The 24,295-nt window shown below is 50.0% G+C and carries 20 protein-coding genes; 13 read left to right on the forward strand and 7 right to left on the reverse strand.

Annotated features, from left to right (window positions below; translation table 11 throughout):
- Positions 1–34: 34 nt before the first annotated feature.
- On the reverse strand, positions 35–793 hold the full coding sequence (locus BZG13_RS05310) for a DNA repair protein (RefSeq protein WP_077485630.1): 759 nt from the start codon (positions 791–793) through the stop codon (positions 35–37).
- A 367-nt stretch (positions 794–1,160) separates the two neighbouring features.
- Here BZG13_RS05310 and cysB point away from each other — a divergent pair, with 367 nt between their 5' ends.
- The 3 genes from cysB to BZG13_RS05325 all read left to right on the forward strand — a co-directional run bounded on the left by cysB (position 1,161) and on the right by BZG13_RS05325 (position 4,276).
- A complete protein-coding gene (gene cysB / locus BZG13_RS05315; protein ID WP_077458037.1) occupies positions 1,161–2,138 on the forward strand; it encodes an HTH-type transcriptional regulator CysB in 978 nt (325 codons plus the stop codon).
- Between the two features lie 73 nt (positions 2,139–2,211).
- Positions 2,212–3,438: a methyltransferase gene (locus tag BZG13_RS05320; protein WP_077485632.1), complete on the forward strand. Its 1,227-nt coding sequence runs from the start codon at positions 2,212–2,214 to the stop codon at positions 3,436–3,438.
- 112 nt (positions 3,439–3,550) lie between these two features.
- Complete coding sequence (locus BZG13_RS05325) at positions 3,551–4,276, forward strand: sulfite exporter TauE/SafE family protein (RefSeq protein WP_100297945.1); 726 nt, start codon at positions 3,551–3,553, stop codon at positions 4,274–4,276.
- A 68-nt stretch (positions 4,277–4,344) separates the two neighbouring features.
- Here the strand turns inward: BZG13_RS05325 and tyrP are convergent, their stop codons facing one another.
- Entirely contained in the window at positions 4,345–5,517 is a 1,173-nt protein-coding gene (gene tyrP, locus BZG13_RS05330) for a tyrosine transporter TyrP (RefSeq protein ID WP_069361457.1), read from the reverse strand.
- Positions 5,518–5,743: 226 nt separating this feature from the next.
- Here tyrP and BZG13_RS05335 point away from each other — a divergent pair, with 226 nt between their 5' ends.
- Complete coding sequence (locus tag BZG13_RS05335) at positions 5,744–6,997, forward strand: CinA family nicotinamide mononucleotide deamidase-related protein (protein ID WP_241824779.1); 1,254 nt, start codon at positions 5,744–5,746, stop codon at positions 6,995–6,997.
- A 36-nt stretch (positions 6,998–7,033) separates the two neighbouring features.
- Here BZG13_RS05335 and yfaE read toward each other — a convergent pair whose 3' ends face one another.
- The 5 genes from yfaE to ubiG all read right to left on the reverse strand — a co-directional run bounded on the left by yfaE (position 7,034) and on the right by ubiG (position 12,583).
- Positions 7,034–7,324: a class I ribonucleotide reductase maintenance protein YfaE gene (yfaE, locus tag BZG13_RS05340; RefSeq protein WP_069361458.1), complete on the reverse strand. Its 291-nt coding sequence runs from the start codon at positions 7,322–7,324 to the stop codon at positions 7,034–7,036.
- Complete coding sequence (gene nrdB / locus BZG13_RS05345) at positions 7,321–8,454, reverse strand: class Ia ribonucleoside-diphosphate reductase subunit beta (RefSeq protein ID WP_077485634.1); 1,134 nt, start codon at positions 8,452–8,454, stop codon at positions 7,321–7,323. Before nrdB ends, yfaE begins: the two co-directional genes overlap by 4 nt.
- 52 nt (positions 8,455–8,506) lie before the next feature.
- Positions 8,507–10,795, reverse strand: a complete 2,289-nt coding sequence (gene nrdA / locus BZG13_RS05350; protein ID WP_069361460.1) for a class 1a ribonucleoside-diphosphate reductase subunit alpha — start codon at positions 10,793–10,795, stop codon at positions 8,507–8,509.
- Between the two features lie 396 nt (positions 10,796–11,191).
- Positions 11,192–11,848: a phosphoglycolate phosphatase gene (gph, locus tag BZG13_RS05355; protein WP_077485636.1), complete on the reverse strand. Its 657-nt coding sequence runs from the start codon at positions 11,846–11,848 to the stop codon at positions 11,192–11,194.
- A 24-nt stretch (positions 11,849–11,872) separates the two neighbouring features.
- Positions 11,873–12,583: a bifunctional 2-polyprenyl-6-hydroxyphenol methylase/3-demethylubiquinol 3-O-methyltransferase UbiG gene (gene ubiG, locus BZG13_RS05360; RefSeq protein WP_077485638.1), complete on the reverse strand. Its 711-nt coding sequence runs from the start codon at positions 12,581–12,583 to the stop codon at positions 11,873–11,875.
- Between the two features lie 624 nt (positions 12,584–13,207).
- Here ubiG and gyrA point away from each other — a divergent pair.
- From gyrA to pyrF, 9 genes are all read left to right on the forward strand, one after another.
- Positions 13,208–15,883: a DNA topoisomerase (ATP-hydrolyzing) subunit A gene (gene gyrA, locus BZG13_RS05365; RefSeq protein WP_077485640.1), complete on the forward strand. Its 2,676-nt coding sequence runs from the start codon at positions 13,208–13,210 to the stop codon at positions 15,881–15,883.
- A 215-nt stretch (positions 15,884–16,098) separates the two neighbouring features.
- Positions 16,099–17,184 carry a 3-phosphoserine/phosphohydroxythreonine transaminase gene (gene serC / locus BZG13_RS05370; RefSeq protein ID WP_077485642.1) on the forward strand — a complete coding sequence of 362 codons (1,086 nt, stop codon included), beginning with the start codon at positions 16,099–16,101 and terminating at the stop codon, positions 17,182–17,184.
- A 262-nt stretch (positions 17,185–17,446) separates the two neighbouring features.
- A complete protein-coding gene (aroA, locus tag BZG13_RS05375; RefSeq protein ID WP_077485644.1) occupies positions 17,447–18,733 on the forward strand; it encodes a 3-phosphoshikimate 1-carboxyvinyltransferase in 1,287 nt (428 codons plus the stop codon).
- A 200-nt stretch (positions 18,734–18,933) separates the two neighbouring features.
- On the forward strand, positions 18,934–19,617 hold the full coding sequence (gene cmk, locus BZG13_RS05380) for a (d)CMP kinase (RefSeq protein WP_069361466.1): 684 nt from the start codon (positions 18,934–18,936) through the stop codon (positions 19,615–19,617).
- Between the two features lie 102 nt (positions 19,618–19,719).
- A complete protein-coding gene (gene rpsA, locus BZG13_RS05385; protein WP_069361506.1) occupies positions 19,720–21,390 on the forward strand; it encodes a 30S ribosomal protein S1 in 1,671 nt (556 codons plus the stop codon).
- 72 nt (positions 21,391–21,462) lie between these two features.
- Positions 21,463–21,747, forward strand: a complete 285-nt coding sequence (ihfB, locus tag BZG13_RS05390; protein WP_046073494.1) for an integration host factor subunit beta — start codon at positions 21,463–21,465, stop codon at positions 21,745–21,747.
- A 288-nt stretch (positions 21,748–22,035) separates the two neighbouring features.
- Positions 22,036–22,323, forward strand: a complete 288-nt coding sequence (locus tag BZG13_RS05395) for a LapA family protein (protein WP_069361468.1) — start codon at positions 22,036–22,038, stop codon at positions 22,321–22,323.
- Positions 22,324–22,326: 3 nt separating this feature from the next.
- A complete protein-coding gene (gene lapB / locus BZG13_RS05400; protein WP_069361469.1) occupies positions 22,327–23,496 on the forward strand; it encodes a lipopolysaccharide assembly protein LapB in 1,170 nt (389 codons plus the stop codon).
- Positions 23,497–23,583: 87 nt separating this feature from the next.
- Positions 23,584–24,282, forward strand: coding sequence for an orotidine-5'-phosphate decarboxylase (gene pyrF, locus BZG13_RS05405; protein WP_077485646.1), 699 nt, complete (start codon positions 23,584–23,586; stop codon positions 24,280–24,282).
- The last annotated feature ends 13 nt before the right edge of the window (positions 24,283–24,295 follow it).

Below are 24,295 nucleotides of genomic sequence, written 5' to 3' on the forward strand. Positions count from 1 at the left end.
ACGCGCCGTTTGTTTTAAGCCTACGTAAGCTGATTTACCATTTCTTTTTCGGCGCAAACAACTCGTCCAGATCACTTCTTTCTTCTTCTTGTTCCGACTGGAGTTTCTCATGGCCCGTATTCAGTGTTTGGGTGATATCACTATGCATTTGCTCTAAATGCTTTTTCATCTCTTGCGAGTAATCATCGGTTTTGGGCGAGACCACATCAATCGCTTTTTTCAATAACTGCTGAGCGGTGCCCATTTGCCCTTTTTGCTTGGCGTCATTAGCACGCTTAATCACGTTCTCAATATTGATTTTAAGCTGCATCTGCTCCAAGCGCGCGTTCTCAGCCACAAACGCCTGTGTTGCAAGTCGTCCCTTTGAATGCTCCGCTTTCACCACCGAGCGCAGACGTTTTACTAACTTAAGCATCGAAATGGCTTGTCGATCGTTATCTGGTACTTTAAAGGAAGTCGATTCGCGGTTTGAGTAGCTTTGTTTGATTTCATCGATTTGCGCTTGCGTCGCACTGATACGCTGTTTGATGGATTTATCAGAATCATCAATTTCGTACATGGCTTTCAAGGAATCCAGGATCTTCTTATTCAAGCAAACCAACAAGGTCCCGCTATAAGGCAGGTTATGCGCATTACCAATAAGCTCTTCGGTGGCGTCAATCACTGCAATGTGCTTTGCCATCTCTTGGCGCTTGTGAGATTCAATTTGCTTACGTTGTTGAGCCAATATGTTGTAGCCGACAATCAGGCCGAGCAATATGACACAAAGGCCAGCTATCAAGGCAATATTCATAATTCAGCGTCGATGTTCCTTGTAATAAACTCAACGGGTTAAGATACACGATCTCAACCGACAGAGATAGCATCAATCAAGGATGGAGGCAGTATGAGTGATCCGCCTCTAACTCTGCACATGACATCCGATTCGCATGCGCTGCTAATAGTGTGGTCCATAATCGTGCACTTGGCGATAAACGTATCGGAATAATCAAATTTTAGCGGTCGAGTCATATCACGTTTGTTCACCAAGTTGCTTAGTGAATGTGCAATCGCTAACGTTTATATAACCAAAGCCTATTAAATAGTCTAATTTGGGTATATAAATAATCTATCAGAACCCAATGCTGTCACTTAACCCATGAGGCTCGCGCGTCTGCACTATGAAACTACAACAGCTTAGATATATCGTTGAGGTCGTCAACCACAACCTAAATGTGTCTGCGACCGCAGAGAGTTTGTATACCTCTCAGCCTGGGATCAGTAAACAAGTTCGATTACTAGAAGACGAACTCGGCGTGCAAATATTTGAGCGCAGTGGCAAACACCTGACCCAAGTTACCCCTGCTGGTGAGGCCATTGTGGAAATCTCTCAAAGCATCTTGTCTCGGGTTGAAAGCATTAAAGCGGTGGCGAGTGAACATACGCACCCAGAAATGGGAAACCTCAATATTTCCACCACCCACACACAAGCCCGTTATGCACTACCGGATGTGATTCAAGCCTTTACCAAGCGGTATCCGAAAGTCTCTTTGCATATGCATCAGGGGACGCCAACGCAGATCTCCAGCTCGGTCGCCAAAGGCACATCAGACTTTGCTATCGCGACCGAAGCTTTCCACCTCTATGAAGACTTGGTCATGCTGCCGTGTTACCACTGGAATCGTTCGATTATTGTCACGCCTGATCACCCGCTGGCACAGAAAAAAGACAATATTACCATCGAGGACTTAGCGGCCTATTCGCTCGTGACGTATGTCTTTGGTTTTACCGGGCGCTCAGAGTTGGATGAGGCGTTCCACCGGGCTAATCTCACCCCCAAGATTGTATTTACCGCTACAGACGCGGACGTGATCAAAACCTATGTGAAGTTGGGGCTAGGGGTGGGGGTTATTGCCAGTATGGCGATGGATAGCCAAGCTGATTCAGATCTCGTCGCCATTGACGCCAGCCATATTTTTGGTGCCAGCACGACCAAAATTGGGTTTCGTAAAGGCACCTTCCTTCGCAGCTATATGTATGACTTTATTGAACGCTTTGCCCCACACCTGACGCGCAATGTGATAGATCAAGCGGTGGCTCTACGTTCAAACGAAGAAATTGATGGCATGTTTAAGGACATTCCGCTGCCAATTCGTTAAACTGCACGAGTATGACAAGGCTGCGTCAAGCAGCCTTTTTTGATCACGCTTTATTCAAGTCTTGATAGCCGCCATGTCTTCCGTCTCTTTTCAGCAACAGTTCAAGCAATTAACCCAACTTCTTACCCAGTTCCAATGGCTATGGCAACCAATGCCAATGGCACATAGACGTTTACCATGGCAGGAAGAAGACGCATTATGCGCTTGGCTGGCAAGCTTGGACTATTCCCAGGTTATAGCGCTAAAAGCCGCACCTGACGCCGTGATTACCCAGCTGTCGAGTTGGTGGCCTGCGTTGGCGTCATTGACCGAACTCACCGCTGTGCCTAAGGCGAGTACGACCAAGCTGGGGGTGGATCCGCGGTTGGCGGTAGGGGTCCCGGGAAGAAAGTGGGCGCAAATCGAGGCATACATCGGTGCAGTTCCCACTCACGGGGAGACGGTACGTTACCTTGAGTGGTGTGCCGGAAAAGGGTATCTCGGGCGTGCCATGTCATCGGTGACCGCTAAGCCGGTTGAGAGTATTGAATGGCAAAAGGCGCTTTGCGATCAAGGACAAGCGTTTGCGCTGCGCAACGCCCTCGCGATGCGATTTTATCCCTTAGATGCCATGGGCGCGGAGGCTGCCGCTGTGATGGCCGGTTGTGACCACGGGTTAGCGTTACATGCCTGCGGCGACTTGCATGTACAACTCCTGCAAAAAGCGGTGACGTGTGGCATGTCGCGCCTATCCGTCTCGCCGTGTTGCTATCACCTTATTCGTGAGGAGACTTATCAGCCGCTCTCGGATGTCGCGCAGGGAACGGGAGTACGGTTGAAAAAAGCCGACCTTAAACTTGCCGTCCAAGAGTCGGTGACCGGCGGACAGCGCGTTCGTCGCCAACGGGAACAGGAAGTAATTTATCGCTTAGGTTTTGATGAATGGCAGCGGGACTGGCAAAACCAAGATCAATACTTGCCATTACCGGCACTGAAAAAATCACAACTTCACCAAGGGTTTGCTGCATTTTGTCGCTGGGGGGCGGCACAAAAAGGGCTTACGTTCCCCGCTGACTTCGATGCGGATGGCTATTTGCGCCGTGGAGAAGCCCGTTTTGCCATCCTCGAACAAATCAACGTCGTTAAGAGTGCTTTTCGCCGAGCAATGGAAATATGGCTGGTGTTGGATAGGGTGTTATACCTTGAGCAGCATGGGTACTCGGTGAGTCTGATACAGTTTTGTGAGCGTGAATTGACGCCACGCAACCTGTTGATCCACGCCGAAAAGAACAATGCGCCCAGTAGGCCAGCACACCTTTGACGTGTTACGCCTGGTGGACAAGTGTCGATCAGGCGATTACCCGTAAAAGCTCGCTCAAGACTGGGTAAATCGTTACACTCGGGTTACCTATCTTTACCTGAAGTTACTTTTTATGCCTGATATCGGCGTCTCCATGGCGGTGGCCATGATCTTGGGGCTTGGCTGTTTTGTGCAAAGCTTGGTTGGGTTTGGCATGGCGATTGTGGCCGCGCCACTGTTGCTGATGATTGATCCCAAACTCGTCCCGACCACCATTTCTATGGTAGGGCTGACATTAGCGAGTATTAATGCTTGGCAATATCGGCATCAACTCTCATTTCGTGATCTTAGTTGGGCTTACTTAGGCCGTGTGCCGGGGACTGCTGTAGCTGGGGGCGTGATGTTAGTCGTCACAACACAAATGCTGGAAATTATCATCGGGGCAGCCGTCTTAATCGCAGTATTGGCGAGTGTGATGCGCTTTGACATTGCCCCTAATCGACGAAACTTTTTTGTCGCCGGTTTTACCTCTGGAGTGATGGGCACCACCACCAGTATTGGTGGCCCGCCAATGGCTCTTGTATTGCAACATGCGGATGTCAATAAGATGCGCGCATGCTTGGCGGGGTACTTTGCGATTAGCTGCATCTTGTCTTTGATCGCCTTAAGCGCCACGGACTTTCTGACATGGTGGCACTTAAAGCAAGCGGCATTTGCGGTGCCTGCCGTACTGGTGGCGACATGGCTTGCTTATCGCGTCGCACCAAAGGTGAAACCGCAGCTCGTCCGTCGGGCAATGTTGCTACTCTGTACCTTAGCTGGAGTCAGTACGCTGGTACGCGGCTTGATGGGTGGCTAGAAAAAATAAAAAAATGACGCCCAGTCAGTGGGGCGTCATTGAATCATTGGATGGTTAGCGAGCGATGATCAGCCAATAAACTGTGCCACTACAACGCTTATGCCTCCCACCATTGCCAAGCTAAGGCCAAGGTTCCCACCAATCACCTGATAATGCTCATCTGTTGAGACGGTTTGACGTGCTTTACGCACCATCAGCACAGGTAACACCACCGCAAGAATCACCAGAGCGATCGCCGCGTAACCTAACGCTGTGATAAATCCCTGAGGGTAGAAAAGTGCGAATACCAAAGGCGGTAAGTAGGTTATAGCGGCGGTTTGCAAGCGGCCACGTATGCTATCTTGGCGGTTAAAACTGTCCGAGATAAAGTCAAACAAGCCTAAACTGACACCAAGAAATGACGTGGCTAAGGCTAAATCAGCAAACAGCGAAATGCTGGAGGCGATATAATCTTGCTGCACCACCGATTGGATGATGGCAACAAACTGAGACAGCTCGCCGTTTTGAACTAAGGTAGATTGTGCAACGGTGCCTAAGCTCGCGACTTGCCAAAAAATATAGAGGGCAAGTGGCAGGGTGGAGCCGACGATCATCACTTTGCGTAGGGAAGGGAGATCTATCCCGACATAACGCACAATCGAGGGGATACTGCCGTGGAAGCCAAAAGAGGTGAAAATAACGGGCAATGCAGCGACCAAGAGCCCTTTTTCGACTGGCATCTCTACTAAGTTAATGCTGGATACGTGTGGGGTGAGTAAGGTTAACGCTAAAATCAGGAATAAGACTTTAACGGTAAATAAACCACGGTTGATTAAATCCACTTTACTCGTCCCTAGCGTCACCACTAAGCCAAACACGAGGGTGAACAATACCGCACCGGCTGCTGGCGGTAGCTCGATCGCTGACCACTGGGCCAGCTTCTCATTAAGCTGACTCCCCCCGCCCGCAATGTAGGCGGCGCATAGGGAATAGAACAAGAATAACATGGCGAATGAGGCAAGCCACTTCCCCTTATCCCCTAAAAACTGTTTGGCCAGACTGTGTAGTGTGGCATCCGCGTCAGCGTACTGATGGACTTCTAGCATTAATAGCGCGGTATAGGTCATCAACGCCCACATCGCCCCCATTAATGCCATCGACGCTCCAAATCCAATACCGGCAGAGGCAAGCGGTAGAGCAAGCATACCTGCGCCAATCGTGGTCCCTGCGATAATCAGCGAACTTCCTAGTACTTTATTCATATTATGTTTAACCAGTGTTAATAAAAAGTTAATTGTTGTGTTCGCACAAAAGATAACGTGAATTTATGCGCATTGTGCACTGTCTATGCAGATAAAAAAACGGATGCGTGTAATGCTAAAGGTACGACTCAGTAAAGTAAAGTGTACGGTTAGGCTGGGGTAGTGAATCGAGCGGTCTAATGTCATAATCAAAGACGAATCACGGTGACCAATAAGGAGCGGCAGGGTGGAAAACCAACAACATCAAGCACCAATGCCACAAATCGCGATGCTTTCTACCGGAGAGGAAGTGTTGCTGGGAGATATCACGGATACCAATGCAGCATGGCTATCAAGGACTTTATTTGAGAACGGGCTAACGATGTCTCGCCGGGTGACCATTGGGGATGACCTTGATGATATGGCGATTGAATTAGTTCGGTTATCACAGACAGAGCAAGTGGTTATTGTGAACGGCGGGCTTGGGCCCACTACGGACGATCTCACCACGGCGGCGATGGCATCGGCGATGGGGGTGGAGCTGACACTGAACGAAGCGTGGCTCGATGAGCTGAAACAGCGGTTTGAGCGACACGGCCGGCCGATGGCACAAAGCAACCTTAAGCAAGCGATGTTACCTGACGGCGCGCGCTTAATTGAGAACCCGAAAGGAACAGCGTGTGGTTTTCACTGTGAACTCAATGGGTGTAATTTTTATTTTACGCCTGGAGTGCCCTCTGAGTTTTTCGACATGGTTGAGCGCCAAATCCTTCCTGAGTTGTTACATGTTTACGCAGCAAAAGCGCGATCTTGTTACCGTTTGTTTACATTTGGCTTGTCAGAGTCCGGGATCAGTGACGTGATGGCATCATTAGTGCTTCCTGACGATGTGTCACTGGGCTATCGCTCGAGTTTGCCTTTTATTGAGGTGAAACTGTTTATTGATGCAGACCATGATGAAAAAGACACCCTCCTTGAGGCATTGCAACAGCGGCTTGCTGATTACGTGGTGTCATACAATGAGCCAATGGTGTCAGCATTAGCGTTTGACGTTAAACGTCACGGTATGGCGTTGAAAGTCGCCGAGCAATTTACCGGTGGTTGGCTATCAAGCTTACTCAATGGCCAAGCGGCTTACTTGGTTGAACAAGGCTGGGTAATGTCGAACGCGCATGTGCCGGAGCAAGCGGTGGCTAATCCTTTGGCGGCATCACTGGCGATGGCCAGTGCGACGATCAGCCCCGACCAAAAGCAAATTGGCCTTGCCTGTGGCCCGGAACTGCACGGACAAATTTGTGTGGCTATCTCCACACCAGAGGGCGAGTGGGGGCAGCGATTAAGCTTTAAACGGCAACTGTCTCACGACGATGCGCGCTGTTACATCTCTACGGTGTTATTAGATATGTTAAGGCGCTACTTAAGTGGGTATACGGTGATTGCCGATTATGCTTCACTGACACGACATGACGATATTTACATTGATGCAGACAGCATAGAATAGAAGGTCGGCAAGAGAACGGAAGGCGAGGCGATTGTATTACGCCTCGTTCACTTGTTTTTTGATGTCAGCGGGTTGGTAGTCGAACGCGATGGACACATCCGTCTGCGGCGCACTTTGACAAGCGAGGATTTCGCCTGGCATTACAAACGCCATACTTTCTCCCTGCGTGACAGACCCTTGATTAAGCTTACAGCGGCAGGCGCCACACATGCCATTTCGGCATTGATATTCAGGCTGAATACCGGCGTCTTCTAACTGCTCCAGCAAGTTTTGGTGGGTGTTGCCACCCACCATTATGCCGTTCACTTCGATGGTGATACGGGTCATAGCTCGAAGTCGCCAAAGTCTTCGACGCTGACTTCGTTATCGATCTGACCGACCAGATACGAGCTAATTTCGGCTTCCTGTGGTGCCACTTGAACATTGTCCGAGGACAGCCAAGCGTTAATCCAAGGGATGGGGTTTTGCGTGGCATTATCATAGGCAGGCGCTAAGCCCACCGCAGACATACGCAGATTGGTAATGTACTCGACGTACTGACACAGGATATCTTTGTTCAGACCGATCATCGAGCCATCACGGAATAGATACTCGGCCCAATCTTTTTCTTGTTCAGCGGCTTTTTTGAACAAGTCAAAGCACTCTTGCTCGCATTCTTTAGCAATCTCAGCCATCTCAGGATCGTCTTGACCACTCCGTAGAATGTTGAGCATGTGCTGCGTCCCGGTCAGATGCAGTGCCTCGTCACGGGCAATAAACTTGATGATCTTAGCATTCCCTTCCATCAGTTCGCGCTCGGCAAAGGCAAAGGAGCATGCAAAACTGACATAGAAGCGAATGGCTTCAAGCGCATTGACCGACATCAGGCACAAATACAGCTGACGCTTGAGCGCGCGTAAGCTGACCGTGACCGTTTGCCCATTAATGGAATGTGTCCCTTCACCCAGCTGGTGGTAGTAGTTACTTAGCTCAATCAGGTCATCATAATACTGGGCAATGTCTTCTGCGCGCTTTTGAATGTGCTCATTCATCACGATGTCATCAAACACAATCGCCGGATCAGCCACAATATTACGAATAATGTGGGTATAAGAGCGAGAGTGAATGGTTTCAGAGAAGCTCCAGGTTTCAATCCAGGTTTCTAGCTCTGGAATAGAAACCAGTGGGAGTAGCGCGACGTTAGGGCTGCGACCTTGGATAGAGTCCAGCAAGGTTTGATACTTCAAGTTACTGATGAAAATATGCTTTTCATGTTCAGGTAGCTTGTTGTAATCAATACGATCGCTCGATACGTCCACTTCTTCTGGGCGCCAAAAGAACGACAACTGCTTTTCGATCAGTTTTTCAAAAATTTCATATTTTTGCTGATCGTAGCGGGCAACATTAACGGACTGGCCCAAGAACATGGGTTCTTTGAGCGGGTCATTGTTGATTTTAGAAAACGTACTGTAAGCCATGAATCTTATAAACCTCTAGAAAAGGGCCCAGGGGCCCCTTTGCATGTGTGTGTTAGATCTTACATGCACCGCCGGCACAATCATCTTCAGCCGCCTGCGCCGCGGTTGATTCCGACTGACCATCGCTCGCGCCATCACGGGTATTGTGATAGTACAGGGTTTTCACCCCCAGTTTGTACGCGGTGAGCAAATCTTTAAGCAGCTGGTTCATAGGAACTTTACCGCTTGCATGTCGGCTCGGATCATAATTGGTGTTGGCAGAAATCGCTTGGTCAACGAATTTTTGCATGATACCGACTAGCTGCAAGTAACCTTCATTGCTGCCAATGTTCCAGAGCAGTTCGTAATTATCTTTATACTTGTGATACTCAGGTACCACTTGTTTGAGAATGCCATCTTTGGAGGCTTTCACTGAGACAAAACCACGTGGTGGCTCAATGCCATTGGTGGCATTTGAAATTTGTGACGACGTCTCTGACGGCATCAAAGCGGTCAGCGTTGAGTTACGTAAACCATGGGTTTGGATATCCTTGCGCAAGGTTTCCCAATCCAGATGTAATGGCTCATCACAAATCGCATCCAGGTCTTTCTTGTAGGTATCGATAGGGAGGATACCTTGTGAATAAGTGGTTTCGTTAAACGCAGGACACGCGCCTTTTTCTTTCGCCAGCTCCACGGACGCACGCAATAAGTGATATTGAATCGCTTCGAAAGTGCGGTGGGTGAGGCCATTCGCACTGCCATCCGAATAACGTACACCGTGCTTAGCGAGGTGATAGGCAAAGTTAATCACACCCACACCCAGGGTACGACGGTTCATGGTCGCTTTGCGCGCGGCAGGTAACGGATAATCTTGATAATCCAATAACGCGTCAAGGGCACGAATGGTTAAGTCGGCCAACTCACCCAGCTCGTCGAGTGATTCAAGCGCACCCAGGTTAAAGGCGGACAGCGTACACAGTGCAATCTCACCGTTCTCATCTTCAACATTGTTCAGTGGCTTGGTCGGTAGCGCGATTTCTAAGCACAGGTTCGACTGGCGAATTGGGGCCACCGATGCATCAAACGGACTATGGGTATTACAATGGTCAACGTTTTGAACATAGATACGGCCGGTTGAGGCGCGCTCTTGCATCATCAGTGAGAACAGGTCGACCGCTTTTACCGTCTCGCGTTGGATAGTGTCGTCCGCTTCATACTGGGTATACAGACGTTCGAATTCATCCTGATCTTCGAAAAAGGCGTCGTACAAGCCAGGCACATCTGACGGGGAGAACAAGGAAATGTTGCCACCTTTAAGTAGGCGGGTATACATCAACTTGTTGATTTGCACCCCGTAATCCATGTGGCGCACACGGTTTTCTTCTACACCACGGTTGTTCTTCAATACCAGCAGTGATTCCACTTCACGGTGCCAAATTGGATAAAATAAGGTCGCTGCGCCACCACGAACACCGCCTTGCGAGCAGCACTTCACCGCGGTTTGGAAATACTTATAGAACGGAATACAACCAGTATGGAAGGCTTCACCGCCACGGATTGGGCTACCCAACGCGCGAATACGGCCTGCGTTAATACCAATACCTGCACGTTGCGATACATAGCGAACAATCGCGCTGGATGTGGCATTGATAGAATCTAAGCTGTCGTCACACTCAATCAGCACACAAGAACTAAATTGACGTGTAGGCGTACGTACCCCAGACATGATAGGCGTTGGCAGTGAGATCTTAAACTGCGAGGCAGCATCATAAAAACGACGAATGTAGTCCAAACGTGTTTCTTTCGGGTATGACGCAAACAGGCAGGCAGCGACCATCATGTACAAAAACTGTGCGCTTTCGTAAATCTCACCGGTGACACGGTTTTGCACCAGGTATTTCCCTTCCAGCTGCTTCACCGCGGCGTATGAGAAGTTCATATCGCGCCAGTGATCGAGGTAACTGTCTAGGGTATCAAGCTCTTCTTCGCTGTAGTCTTCCAAGATATGCTGATCATACTTGCCTTTCTCGACCATGTTTTTGACATGATCAACCAGCTTAGGGGGCTCGAACTGGCCATAGGCTTTTTTACGTAGGTGGAAGACAGCCAAGCGAGCTGCAAGATATTGATAATCCGGGCTCTCTTCGGAAATCAGATCGGCGGCAGCTTTGATGATTGTCTCGTGAATATCTTCCGTGCGCATGCCATCGTAAAACTGGATGTGAGAGCGCATCTCAACCAGAGAAACAGAAACGTTTGAGAGGCCTTCGGCAGCCCAAGTCACTACGCGATGGATTTTATCGAGGTTTAAGTTTTCTTTGCGTCCATCACGCTTTAATACGGTAATTTCTTGGTTCATTTGTATGCTTTCCCAATATTCCCTTGCCAAACTGCTCTTTTTCGCAAGTTTTTATAAAATGCTGATGATTTTTTGGTCGGCCTCTATGCGGACATCTCGTCGCTCATACACTATATATAGGGGGCGATGTCCGAGTCGGTTACAAGATAGTGATATAACCTACTTTTTGCAAGCCAGTCTTTGTTGGGGTGGGTGTGGATATCTTGGGGATGTTATATATAAAGTTAGTAATCACCAACCTAGTGACGCAAGGCCGACAAGATTAGTGAGAATTTCAATCACTGAAAGGCAAAAATTGGTAATAAAAAAAATTTATTTTGGTTGATCTTAGCGATGATCAGTGATCGTTTTTAACTGATTGAAAAGACAGCAAACCCCACAAAATGTGGGGTGTGACTAGGATCCAAGAATGGCGCTAAGCTGATCCGGCCTGGCGAAAATATGATCTGCTTTCCAATTATGAACTAAGGCTTGATCGCCGGTGTAACCCCATCCTGCGACGGCTGCGCCCATATTCGCCGCGCGCGCCGCTAATATATCGTTTTCAATGTCTCCGACATACAGCCCTTGTTGTGGCACACAATTGAGGCTTTTGGCTGCTTCAAGCAAAGGCATAGGGTGCGGTTTGGCATGAGCATAGGTATCGGCGCCAACGATGACTTTGGCCTTTTGCAGGCGTGGGAAGAAGGCGAGTAATTGATGCGTAAGCGCTTCGGGCTTATTGGTCACAATGCCCCAGGGGATGCGCAACTGATCCAGCTTGTCGAGCAGGGTGTCTATGCCAGCGTAAAGCTGGGTGCCATGGCATATCGCATCACCATAGTGATGAAGAAAACGCGCACGGAGGGCGACAGGGTCTTGATGTTGTGCTTGTTCGCCAAATCCAGCGCTTAACAGGCCGCGTGCGCCGAAACTTGTATGGGTATAAATTTGCTCGCGTGTTAACGGAGGCAAGTCAAACTCGGCGAGGACGCGGTTGGCGGCCTCACCCATGTCGGGGGCGGTGTCAAGCAATGTGCCATCTAAATCAAAGAGAATGGTCGATGGGGTCATGCTGGCAAGCTCCTTATCAGTCGGCTAGGGCGCGACGGTGTGAACCAGGTAATTCACATCGACATTGGCGTTGGAGAGTTTATAGGTATCAAACACCGGGTTGTAGTGAAGCCCTGTCATGTCTTTGGCCGTTAACGGGGTGCCATCAATCATGTTCATCAGCTCTGAGGGGCGAATAAACTTATGGTGCTCATGCGTACCTTTTGGCACCAATTTAAGCACATGTTCTGCTCCTAGAATTGCGAACAGCCAAGATTTGGTATTGCGGTTCAGTGTCGAGAAAAAGACATGACCACCGGGTTTTACCATCTGTGCACAGGCGTGAATCACGGAGGCGGGTTCAGGCACATGTTCGAGCATTTCCATACAGGTGACAACGTCGTATTGCTGCGCATAGCTGCTGGCATGCTCTTCAGCAGTCGATTGGATATACTGCACATCGACACCCGCTTCAAGGGCATGGAGGCGCGCGATAGTTAAAGGCTCTTTGCCCATATCCAAGCCGGTGACCTCAGCGCCTTCTTGCGCCATGCTTTCCGCTAAGATGCCGCCGCCACACCCGACATCAAGTACGGTTTTGCCGAATAACCCGCCTGCTTTGTCCAAGACATAATCGAGGCGTAATGGGTTGATCTGATGCAAAGGCTTAAATTCACCTTCTCGATCCCACCAGCGCGAGGCCATATCCTCGAATTTCTGAATTTCCGCCGGATCGACATTAGGTACTTGGCTCATAACTGCAGCTTCCTTATCGGTTTTGCTGCATTATAACGAAATCCAACGCGATAAAAAGAAGCCATGCTTCTTACGGGCCGCGGTGATATGACTGGAAATAGATAGCCTGAGTCGAGGGCAAGGTGCACAGGTAGAGAAATAGCACGACGGCCAACCACCGCCGTGCAGAGGGAACCACATTACGCCGCGGTTAAAATGGCGCTGATGGCTATTATGCCAGCCAAAAGGTACTTGCCTGCTATGAGACAGGCACCAATCGCGTTAACGATACGAGTGAGCATCATGCCTCCTCTATGTATCAGGTTAACCAACGTTAGGTCGGTCAGACACGTCACATCTAAGTATGGTTGATATTTCTGTGCCTGCTAAAAAAGTGATCGTGTGCTCAAGTTAAAGGGATCATCCCTTTTTCGCGCTCAGACACCTTGTGGGCTTTTCTAGTAAAAAAATCAAAGTTAGCTTCGCAAGTGGTGGCTTTTTGTCCGTGTAGACGCGCTCAGCGCGTTTGCTAACGAGATCCGTGATACATCTTAGCCATATTCGCGTGTCTCCACAGAGGGTTTGTGTTATCCTCCGTGGTCACGTATTTGAATACGCAAACATTATTTGAGGGATGTTGGCTCCATGAGCGATCTTGCTAAAGAGATCACGCCAGTCAATATCGAAGAGGAGCTGAAAAGCTCGTATCTCGACTATGCAATGTCCGTCATTGTTGGCCGAGCTCTTCCTGACGTGCGTGATGGCCTAAAGCCAGTACACCGCCGCGTATTATTCGCGATGAACGTACTTGGCAACGACTGGAACAAGCCATATAAGAAATCGGCCCGTGTGGTCGGCGATGTAATCGGTAAATATCACCCCCATGGTGATAGTGCGGTATACGACACCATTGTGCGCATGGCACAGTCGTTCTCACTGCGCTACATGTTGGTAGATGGCCAAGGTAACTTCGGCTCTATCGACGGTGATTCAGCCGCGGCAATGCGTTATACCGAAGTGCGTATGGCGAAAATTGCCCATGAGCTGCTTGCCGATCTCGACAAAGAAACCGTGGATTATGTGCCGAACTATGACGGTACCGAGCAAATCCCGGACGTATTGCCAACGCGTGTCCCCAACCTGCTGGTTAACGGCGGCTCCGGGATTGCGGTCGGGATGGCAACCAACATCCCACCTCACAACTTAACCGAAGTCGTTAACGGGTGTCTGGCGTATATCGATAATGAAGATATCACTATTGATGAGCTGATGGAGCACATTCCAGGCCCAGACTTCCCGACAGCGGCAATGGTTAATGGTCGCAAAGGGATTGAAGACGCCTACAAAACCGGGCGTGGCAAAATCTACTTGCGTGCCAAGGCGGATATCGAAACTGACAAAAATGGTAAAGAGACCATTGTTGTCAATGAAATCCCCTATCAAGTCAACAAAGCGCGTTTGATTGAAAAGATTGCCGAGCTGGTTAAAGACAAGAAAATTGATGGCATTTCCGCGCTGCGTGATGAGTCCGATAAAGAGGGCATGCGGATTGTTATTGAGTGTCGGCGCGATGCGGTGGCTGAGGTCGTACTGAACAACCTCTACGCGCAAACCCAATTACAGACGTCATTCGGCATGAATATGGTGGCGTTGGATAATAACCAGCCGAAGCTCTTTAACCTTAAAGGGATGCTTGAGTGCTTTGTTAACCACCGCCGTGAAGTGGTCACACGTCGTACCGTGTATGAGTTGCGTAAAGCGCGCGACCGTGCCCACATCCTCGAAGGCTTAGCGGTTGCGCTGGCTAATATCGATGAAGTGATTGAGCTCATTCGTCAAGCGCCCACCCCTGCTGTGGCCAAGCAAGAGCTACAAGATCAAGGTTGGGGACTCGGGGGCGTATCCGCCATGCTGGAAGCCGTGGGCGGTGAAAACGCCCGTCCAGAATGGCTGGCGCCAGAATTTGGTGCCCGTGATGATGGCTCGTACTATCTGACCGAGCAGCAAGCACAAGCGATCCTTGATTTACGTCTGCACAAGCTGACTGGGCTTGAGCACGAAAAGATTTTAGACGAATACAAAGGCTTGCTGGAACAAATTGCGGAGCTGCTGCATATCTTGGCGAGTACCGAGCGCTTGATGGAAGTGATCCGTGAAGAGCTTGAAGCGGTGCGTGATGGCTTTGGTGACAAACGTCTGACCGAAATCACCGCGGCGAGTGCCGACATTGATATTGAAGATCTTATCAATGAAGAAGACGTGGTGGTAACCTGGTCACACGATGGTTATGTTAAGTATCAGGCTCTGAGCGATTATGACGCGCAGCGCCGTGGTGGTAAGGGGAAATCAGCAACGCGAATGAAGGATGAAGACTTCATTGAGCGACTGCTGGTTGCTAATACTCATGACACAATACTGTGCTTCTCGACGCGCGGGCGTATGTACTGGCTGAAAGTCTATCAGCTGCCGCATGCATCGCGTAATGCGCGCGGTAAGCCAATTGTGAATCTACTCCCGCTGGAAGAAGATGAGCGTATTACCGCGATCCTGCCAGTGCGTGAGTATGAAGAAGACAAATACGTCTTTATGGCCACAGCTCATGGTACCGTTAAGAAAACACCACTGACTGACTTTAGCCGTCCACGTAGCGCCGGGATCATTGCAGTGAACTTGCGTGAGGGCGATAGCCTGATTGGGGCCCAGCTCACTGATGATAGCAGTGAAGTCATGCTGTTCTCGCAATTCGGTAAAGTAGTGCGCTTCCTGGCATCCAATGACACCGTTCGCGCGATGGGTCGTACCGCCGCGGGGGTACGAGGCATTCAATTGGCTGAAAACGATCAGGTCGTCTCTTTGATTGTGCCGCAAGAGAATGCGGAAATCTTGACCGTGACCGAGAACGGCTTTGGTAAGCGTACAGCGTTGGCAGAATACCCAACCAAGAGTCGTGCGACCAAAGGGGTGGTTTCGATCAAAGTCTCTGAGCGTAATGGCGACGTTGTCAGTGCCATCCAAGTCTGTGAAGGCGATGAGCTGATGATGATCACTAATGCGGGGACCTTAGTCCGTACTCGCGCAGAAGAGGTGAGCCAAGTAGGGCGTAACACCCAAGGTGTACGCTTGATTCGCGTCAGTGATGACGAGAAAGTGGTGGGCCTGCAGCGCATCGAGGAACCAGACGAAGAGGAGATGGAAGCGCTGGCTAATGAAGCCGGGACAACCACTCAGTCTGACGGTGGCAAAGCATCAGCGCCTATCAATGATGGCGAACGCGATGCTAACGATCAGTCGCCTGCGTCTGATGATGATCAAGACGCATAAGTCGTCGCTGAGATAACGTCTTAAGGGTGCAGTGAACTGCACCCTTTTTTATTGCCTATTAACAGGAGTGATGGCGGAAATTGTGTTCGGATCGGCGTTGGCGCTTTCAAATTGTTCGCGAAACGTGTTAAATCAATCACACGCCTTTTAAAACAGAGAAACCCTTGCGACGTTCGACGCCGCAAGTGACAAATAAGCAGGAGCCCCTCCCCAACATGGATAAGGTATATAATTTTTCCGCAGGCCCCGCGATGTTGCCACGCGAGGTGATGCTAAAAGCGCAAAAAGAATTGATGAACTGGCAAGACTTTGGTACCTCGGTGATGGAAGTGTCGCATCGCAGCCAAGCATTCTTAGCCCTTGCCCGTCAGTCAGAGCAAGATTTGCGTGAACTTTTAGTGATTCCTGATAACTACCATATTCTTTTTTGTCAGGGAGGCGCGCGAGCGCAGTTCGCCGCGGTGCCCATGAATCTAATGGGGAGCCACACCATCGCCGATTATGTCGATGGCGGCTACTGGGCCGAAAGTGCGGTCAAAGAAGCCAAACGCTATTGCACGCCCAATGTTATCAATGTTCGCCGCGAGCGAGAGGGCAAGCGCGCTATCTCGCCGGCGAAAGACTGGCTACTGAGTGATGATGCGGCGTATGTCCATTTCTGCCCTAACGAAACCATTGATGGTATCGAAATCAATGATTTGCCTGAAACCCATAAACCCATTGTCGCGGACATGTCGTCAACCATCCTGTCACGTCCGATTGATGTGTCGAAATATGGGGTGATTTACGCTGGCGCGCAAAAGAACATTGGTCCTGCCGGGCTGACCTTGGTGATTGTGCGTGATGATTTACTCGGTTTAGCCAAAGACGTCTTGCCTAGTGTGCTTAATTATCAAGTGTTGGCCGAGAAAGACTCGATGTTTAACACGCCACCGACCTTTGCTTGGTATCTGGCCGCCGAAGTCTTTAAATGGTTGAAAAAACAAGGCGGGATCGAAGCGATTTACGCGCGTAACCAACAAAAAGCAGCCCTGCTTTACCAAGCGATTGATCAATCGAGCTTATATCGCAATGACATTCACCAAGACAATCGTTCCTTGATGAATGTGCCGTTTCAGTTGGCGAACAGCGACCTGGATGAGACTTTCCTTGCTGAAGCAACGGAACAGGGCTTACAGGCGCTGAAAGGCCACAGAGATGTGGGCGGCATGCGTGCCTCTATCTACAACGCCATGCCCCTTGAGGGCGTTCAAGCCTTGGTCGACTTTATGGCCAAGTTCGAGAAAAAATACGGCCAGTAAAGGGCCGTGACCGTCAAGCTCGACGGCTGCGTTAAGATGCCACAGGGTGACCTTCCCAAATCATTGGCGCTTGTGGCCATCTCTTGGCGTTACCAGCCATCGTTTGGCGTTATCTGCCAATGGCTCGAGCACAAAACCAAGCCGCTTCTCTACGGGGAAGCGGTTTTTTATTTGGGAGGCGAGGATGACAAAAATAATAATTGTGAGGTAACCGGTATTTTGGTTACTCTGGGGGCACTAAGCATCACGGATATAAACCAGAATGGAGCAACTGACACTTTCCCCGATTTCTCATGTTAACGGCCAAATTAATCTTCCCGGCTCTAAAAGTGTGTCTAACCGCGCGCTATTGCTTGCCGCGTTAGCCTCAGGCACCACCCGATTAACCAATTTACTGGATAGTGACGACGTGCGGCATATGCTCAATGCATTTACCGCGTTGGGGGTTGACTATCAATTGTCCAGCGATCGCACCGAATGTGTGGTGCAAGGACTGGGACAACCGTTTAATAGCGCTGAGGCGACTACGCTGTTTCTCGGCAATGCGGGCACGGCGATGCGACCCTTAACGGCTGCATTGTGCCTGGGTGAGGGAGATGTCACCCTGACAGGTGAACCGAGAATGAAAGAGCGTCCTATTGGCCACCTTGTTGACGCCCTGAATGCGATTGGTGCTGATATCCAGTATCTTGAGACTGAAGGCTATCCGCCACTACGTATCCATGGCACTGGCTTGGCGGGTGGCGACGTTAGCATTGATGGTAGCATCTCCAGTCAGTTTCTCACCGCATTACTGATGGCCGCGCCATTTGCGGAGCAAGAAACCCGGATCACTATTAAAGGGGATCTGGTCTCTAAACCTTATATCGATATTACCCTAGCCATCATGGCGCAATTTGGTGTTGAGGTACAAAATGATCACTACCAAGCGTTTGTGATCCCTGCCGGGCAGTGTTATCAATCGCCAGGCCATTTTATGGTAGAGGGCGATGCATCATCAGCCTCGTATTTTCTTGCCGCAGCCGCAATCAAAGGCGGAGAAGTGAAAGTCACGGGTATTGGGCGTCATAGCGTACAAGGCGACATTCAGTTTGCCGACGCACTCGCGGCGATGGGGGCTGAGATCGAGTGGGGAGAGGATTATGTGCTTGCCCGTCGACAAACACTTAAAGGCGTCGACATGGACTTTAATCATATTCCTGATGCCGCGATGACTATTGGTGTGGCCGCTTTATTTGCCGAGGGACCGACGTGGATCCGCAACGTGTACAATTGGCGGGTCAAAGAAACCGATCGTCTGTACGCAATGGCTACCGAGCTTAAAAAGGTAGGTGCTGTGGTTGAAGAGGGCGAAGACTATCTATATGTCGAGCCACCAACGCAGTTGCAACATGCGGCCATCGACACCTATGACGATCACCGAATGGCAATGTGCTTCTCGCTAGTGGCGTTAAGTGACACGCCCGTCACTATCAACGATCCAGGCTGCACCTCAAAAACCTTCCCGGATTATTTCGAGAAGCTCGCGGCAATCAGCATTGCGGAATAATCATACTGCAACTCATTGCTGCTGATATCGACGCAGCAGCAATGATTTCCTGCCGGATTTCTTCTATACTATGCGCCGATTTATCGATGGGCTTGTTGGGCAAACGGTGTGTTTGTCGCATGACGATATGCCAGGCGTCAAACCCGTTTTAAACCGCAAGCGACGCGAATCGAGTAAAGTTGACGAACGTGGAGAGATTTATGCCGACACAGGCGCCTGTGATTACAGTAGATGGCCCAAGTGGTGCAGGAAAAGGAACCTTATGTATGCGGTTGGCGGAGACACTAGGCTGGCATTTGCTAGACTCTGGCGCCATCTACCGTGTTTTGGCATTAGCGGCGATTCATCATGACGTAGATACCGCATCAGAAGACGCGCTGGTACCGTTGGCGGCGAACCTAGACGTCCAATTTATCGCTGAGGGTGAACTGGTGAAGGTGATCCTCGAAGGGGAAGATGTGTCTGGTGCCTTACGCACTGAACAAGTGGGCAACCAAGCATCAAAAGTCGCGGCCCTCCCGCGTGTTCGCGAGGCATTGTTGCGCCGTCAGCGTGCGTTTGTCGGCGAGCCAGGTTTGATTGCTGATGGCCGTGATATGGGCACCGTGGTCTTTCCGCAAGCCGAGGCGAAAATCTTCCTGGATGCTAGCGCAGAAGAACGCGCGCGCCGGCGCCAGCATCAGTTGCAAGGCAAGGGGGTTAATGTTACCTTTGACCGCCTTTTAAGCGAAATTCAAGAGCGTGATGATCGTGACCGCAATCGAGCGGTGGCGCCATTGCGTCCCGCGTCAGATGCATTAGTGCTAGACTCAACGTCGCTATCAATCGACGAAGTGATTGCACAAGCACTGGCGTTTATTGAAAGCAAATTATCGGCTGCATAAGCAGTCTATAACCGTTAGCTGCAAGGATGATAGCTAACATATTTAACAACCCCATGCGGTAGGATACCCGTGGACGTTTATCAAATTGAAGATTTAAATATAATGACTGAATCTTTTGCTCAACTCTTTGAAGAGTCTCTAAAAGAAATCGAAACTCGCCCAGGTTCTATTGTTAAGGGTACTGTTGTTGCTATCGAGAACGGTTTCGTTCTGGTTGACGCAGGCCTGAAATCTGAATCGTCTATTCCAGCTGACCAATTCAAGAACGCTGCTGGCGAACTTGAAATTGAAATCGGCGGTGAAGTCGATGTAGCCCTGGACGCAGTGGAAGATGGTTTCGGTGAAACTCAGCTTTCTCGTGAGAAAGCGAAGCGTCACGAAGCTTGGATCCAGCTAGAGAAAGCGTACGAAGAAGCTGAAACCGTTAACGGTGTTATTAACGGTAAAGTGAAAGGTGGTTTCACCGTAGAACTGAACGGCATCCGTGCGTTCCTACCGGGTTCACTGGTTGACGTTCGTCCAGTACGTGACACTTCTCACCTGGAAGGCAAAGAGCTCGAGTTCAAAGTAATCAAGCTTGACCAGAAGCGCAACAACGTTGTGGTTTCTCGTCGTGCGGTTATCGAGTCAGAAAACAGCGTTGAGCGTGACGAGCTGCTAGCTTCTCTGCAAGAAGGCATGGAAGTTAAAGGTATCGTTAAGAACCTGACTGACTACGGTGCGTTCGTTGATCTTGGCGGCGTTGACGGCCTGCTTCACATCACTGACATGGCGTGGAAGCGCGTTAAGCACCCATCAGAAATCGTTAATGTTGGTGACGAAATCAACGTTAAGGTTCTGAAGTTTGACCGTGAGCGTACTCGCGTATCGCTTGGCCTGAAACAACTGGGTGAAGATCCATGGGTAGCTATTGCTAACCGTTACCCAGAAGGTCACAAGCTGACTGGCCGTGTAACCAACCTAACTGACTACGGCTGCTTCGTTGAAATCGAAGAAGGCGTTGAAGGTCTGGTACACGTGTCTGAAATGGACTGGACCAACAAGAACATCCACCCATCTAAAGTGGTTAACGTGGGTGACGAAGTTGAAGTCATGGTTCTGGACATCGACGAAGAGCGTCGTCGTATCAGCCTTGGTCTGAAACAGTGTAAAGCCAACCCATGGCAGCAATTCGCTGAAACTCAGAACAAAGGCGATCGTGTAACTGGTAAGATCAAGTCAATCACTGACTTCGGTATCTTCATCGGTCTAGACGGCGGCATCGACGGTCTGGTTCACTTGTCTGACATTTCTTGGAACGTGGCTGGCGAAGAAGCCGTTCGCGAATACAAGAAAGGCGACGAGATCTCAGCAGTGGTTCTTCAGGTTGACGCCGAGCGTGAGCGTATCTCACTGGGCATCAAGCAGATGGAAGAAGACCCATTCAACAACTACCTGGCAGCGAACAAGAAAGGTGCTATCGTTAACGGTACGGTAACGGCTGTTGACGCGAAAGGCGCAACTGTTGAGCTTGCAGAAGGTGTTGAAGGTTATCTGCGTGCTTCTGAAGCCGCGCGTGACCGTGTTGAAGACGCGACACAAGTCCTTTCAGTTGGCGACAGCGTTGAAGCGAAGTTCACCGGCGTTGACCGTAAGAACCGCGTTCTGAACCTGTCTGTTCGTCTGAAAGACGAAGCTGACGAGCAAGAAGCGATGGCTAGCCTGAACAAATCTGATGAAGGCGCTATCGGTAATGCTATGGCTGACGCGTTTAAAGCAGCGAAGAGCGAATAATGTATAAGTTGAGGGGGAAATTTTCCCCCTCTGCATTTATACTGTTGAGAAACATACTAAAGCGGGGTGTCTATGACCAAATCTGAGTTAATTGAAAGGCTCTGTAGTCAGCAAGCCCATCTGTCTGCTAAGCAGGTAGAGGATGCTATCAAGGAAATCCTTGAGCATATGGCGACCACACTTGAAAGCGGTGATCGGATCGAAATCCGTGGTTTTGGTAGTTTCTCACTGCATTATCGCGCGCCTCGTGTGGGGCGTAATCCGAAAACAGGGGAAAAAGTGGAGCTTGACGGTAAATACGTCCCGCACTTCAAACCTGGTAAGGAGCTTCGTGATCGCGTTAACATCTATGGTTAAGCGATAGACGCTGGAAAAAACGGCATGCTGCAGGTATGCCGTTTTTTTATGCCTATCGATCATAGCTTGCGTGGCGAATTTCCTGCATAATCATACCTTCTGTGTAAGATCTTGTACCCACAGCTAAAACCTTGCCACTTGCCATCATGCGAGTGGACAGCGCGAGCCAAGGGTGTATTAGTAACGTTTTGTTGTATCAAGCAAACGTTCACAGTGACAAGTGCCTCGCATCTTGTCGTTCTGCCATAATTGAAGAGGCACTAGGCCTTTCGCAATGAGGGAATACTTGTGAAAATACTCGGCATTCTGTTTCTGGTGTTATGTTTTCTGATCACCTTGGCGCTGGGAGCGCAAAACCAAGATGTGGTCAACTTTAACTACTTAATTGCCCAAGGGGAATTTCGTCTTTCTGTGATCTTGGGTATCGTCTTTGTCATGGGTTTTGGCATTGGCTGGTTAATCTGCGGTGCGTTATACCTAAAAGCGAGAGTGACCGCTCGAAGACTGCGCAAGCAGGTGGATAAGCAACGCAAAGAACTTGATAAATTGCGCACGGACCCGCTTAAGGAACAATAATTCATGCTAGAGCTGTTGTTTCTGTTGCTCCCCATTGCGGCCGGTTACGGCTGGTATATGGGTAACAGGAATGCTCGTCATCGACGGCAAGAACAGTCACATCACTTGTCTCGTCAGTATGTGGCGGGGCTCAATCTGCTGCTGTCTGAACAATCAGATAAAGCAGTCGATCTGTTTATCGAGCTACTTCAGGTCGACAATGAGACCATTGATACCCACCTTGCCCTTGGCAATCTGTTTCGCTCTCGGGGCGAAGTCGATCGCGCGATTCGCATCCACCAGAACCTGATTGCTCGCCCTAATCTGACGCTTGATCAACGGAACCTCGCCATGCAACAGCTGGCCAAAGATTACATGGTCGCCGGTTTTTTTGATCGCGCAGAAAAGATATTTTCCGAGCTGGTGGATGAGCCAGATTATCAAGAGTTTGCCCTTCAGCAGTTGTTGGCTATCTTTCAGCAAACTCGCGAATGGGAAAACGCCATTGATACCGCGAGCAAACTGGTCAAGATGGGCAAGCATAAGTTACGTAAAGACATTGCCCATTTTCACTGTGAGCTGGCGATGCAACAACTCGCTGAGGGCGATGAACACAAGGCACGGCAATGCTTTCGCCGCGCCCTGTCGTATGATAAGAGCTGTGTGCGTGCCAGTTTGAAGCTGGCCAAACTCGATATCCAGCATGAAGACTACAAAGGGGCGATCAAGCAGCTGGAGAACATCCTTGAGCAGGATGCGGACTTTGTCAGTGAAGCGCTACCTTTGCTGGCGGAGAGCTACCGTGCATTAGGGCGTGAAATGCATTTGGTCCGATTTTTAAAAGAGTGTATTGAAAAGAACGCTGGGGTCAGCGCAGAGCTGATGCTGTCAGAAGTGATTGGCAACAATGAAAATATCGCGATGGCACAAAGCTTTCTCACCCGCCAGCTTACTCGCAATCCGACCATGCGCGGTTTCCACAAGTTGATGGAATACCATGTCGACCAAGCCGAAGAGGGCCGCGCGAAAACCAGTTTGAACACGCTAAAAGACTTGGTCGCCGAACAGATGAAGGTGAAACCGCATTATCGTTGTCGAAAATGCGGCTTCTCCACTCACGCGCTTTACTGGCAATGCCCGTCCTGCAAAAGCTGGGGGGCAATCAAGCCAATCCGGGGGCTTGATGGTGAATAAGGGCGATGCATTGGCATCGCTGTTTTTTTATCTATCGCGCGGGAATCACCGCTTAGCTGAACACTATATAAGGAACAAGGAGACAACATGCACGACCCAAAAGTCATCGTGGCACTCGATTACGCAGACATGAATCAAGCACTGGCCTTTGTGGATAAGATAGAGCCGGGCTCATGTCGCTTAAAAGTGGGCAAAGAAATGTTCACCTTATTTGGGCCGGCATTAGTTAAACAGCTGCACGCGGGGGGACATGAGGTATTTCTCGATCTTAAATTCCACGACATCCCCAATACGTGTGCACGTGCGGTGTCGGCGGCGGCGGAGTTAGGAGTCTGGATGGTCAACGTCCACGCCTCTGGTGGCGAGCGAATGATGGTTGCGGCACGTGAAGCCCTGGCCCCCTATGGCGGCAATCGCCCCTGGTTGATTGGCGTGACCGTACTGACCAGCATGACAGCAAACGATTTAGCTGACAGTGGCCTTCATACGTCACCGCAAGCACAGGTGCAGCGCTTAGCGGGGTTAACCAAGCAGGCAGGGCTTGATGGGGTGGTGTGCTCTGCGCATGAAGCCAGTCTATTGAAGGCTGAATGTGGAGATGGGTTTAAGTTGATCACTCCGGGGATCCGTCCCGCCGGCAGTGACCAAGGTGACCAACGCCGAGTGATGACGCCAAAAGAAGCGGTGCAAGCGGGCTCTGATTATCTTGTGATCGGTCGGCCAGTAACGCAGGCAGCCGATCCTGCTGCTGTGCTGGCAGCGATCAACCAAACGTTAACTAGCTAAGCGATTAAGATCA

The sequence above is a fragment of the Salinivibrio sp. ML323 genome (assembly GCF_001995745.1).
Classification (GTDB): Bacteria; Pseudomonadota; Gammaproteobacteria; order Enterobacterales; family Vibrionaceae; genus Salinivibrio; species Salinivibrio kushneri.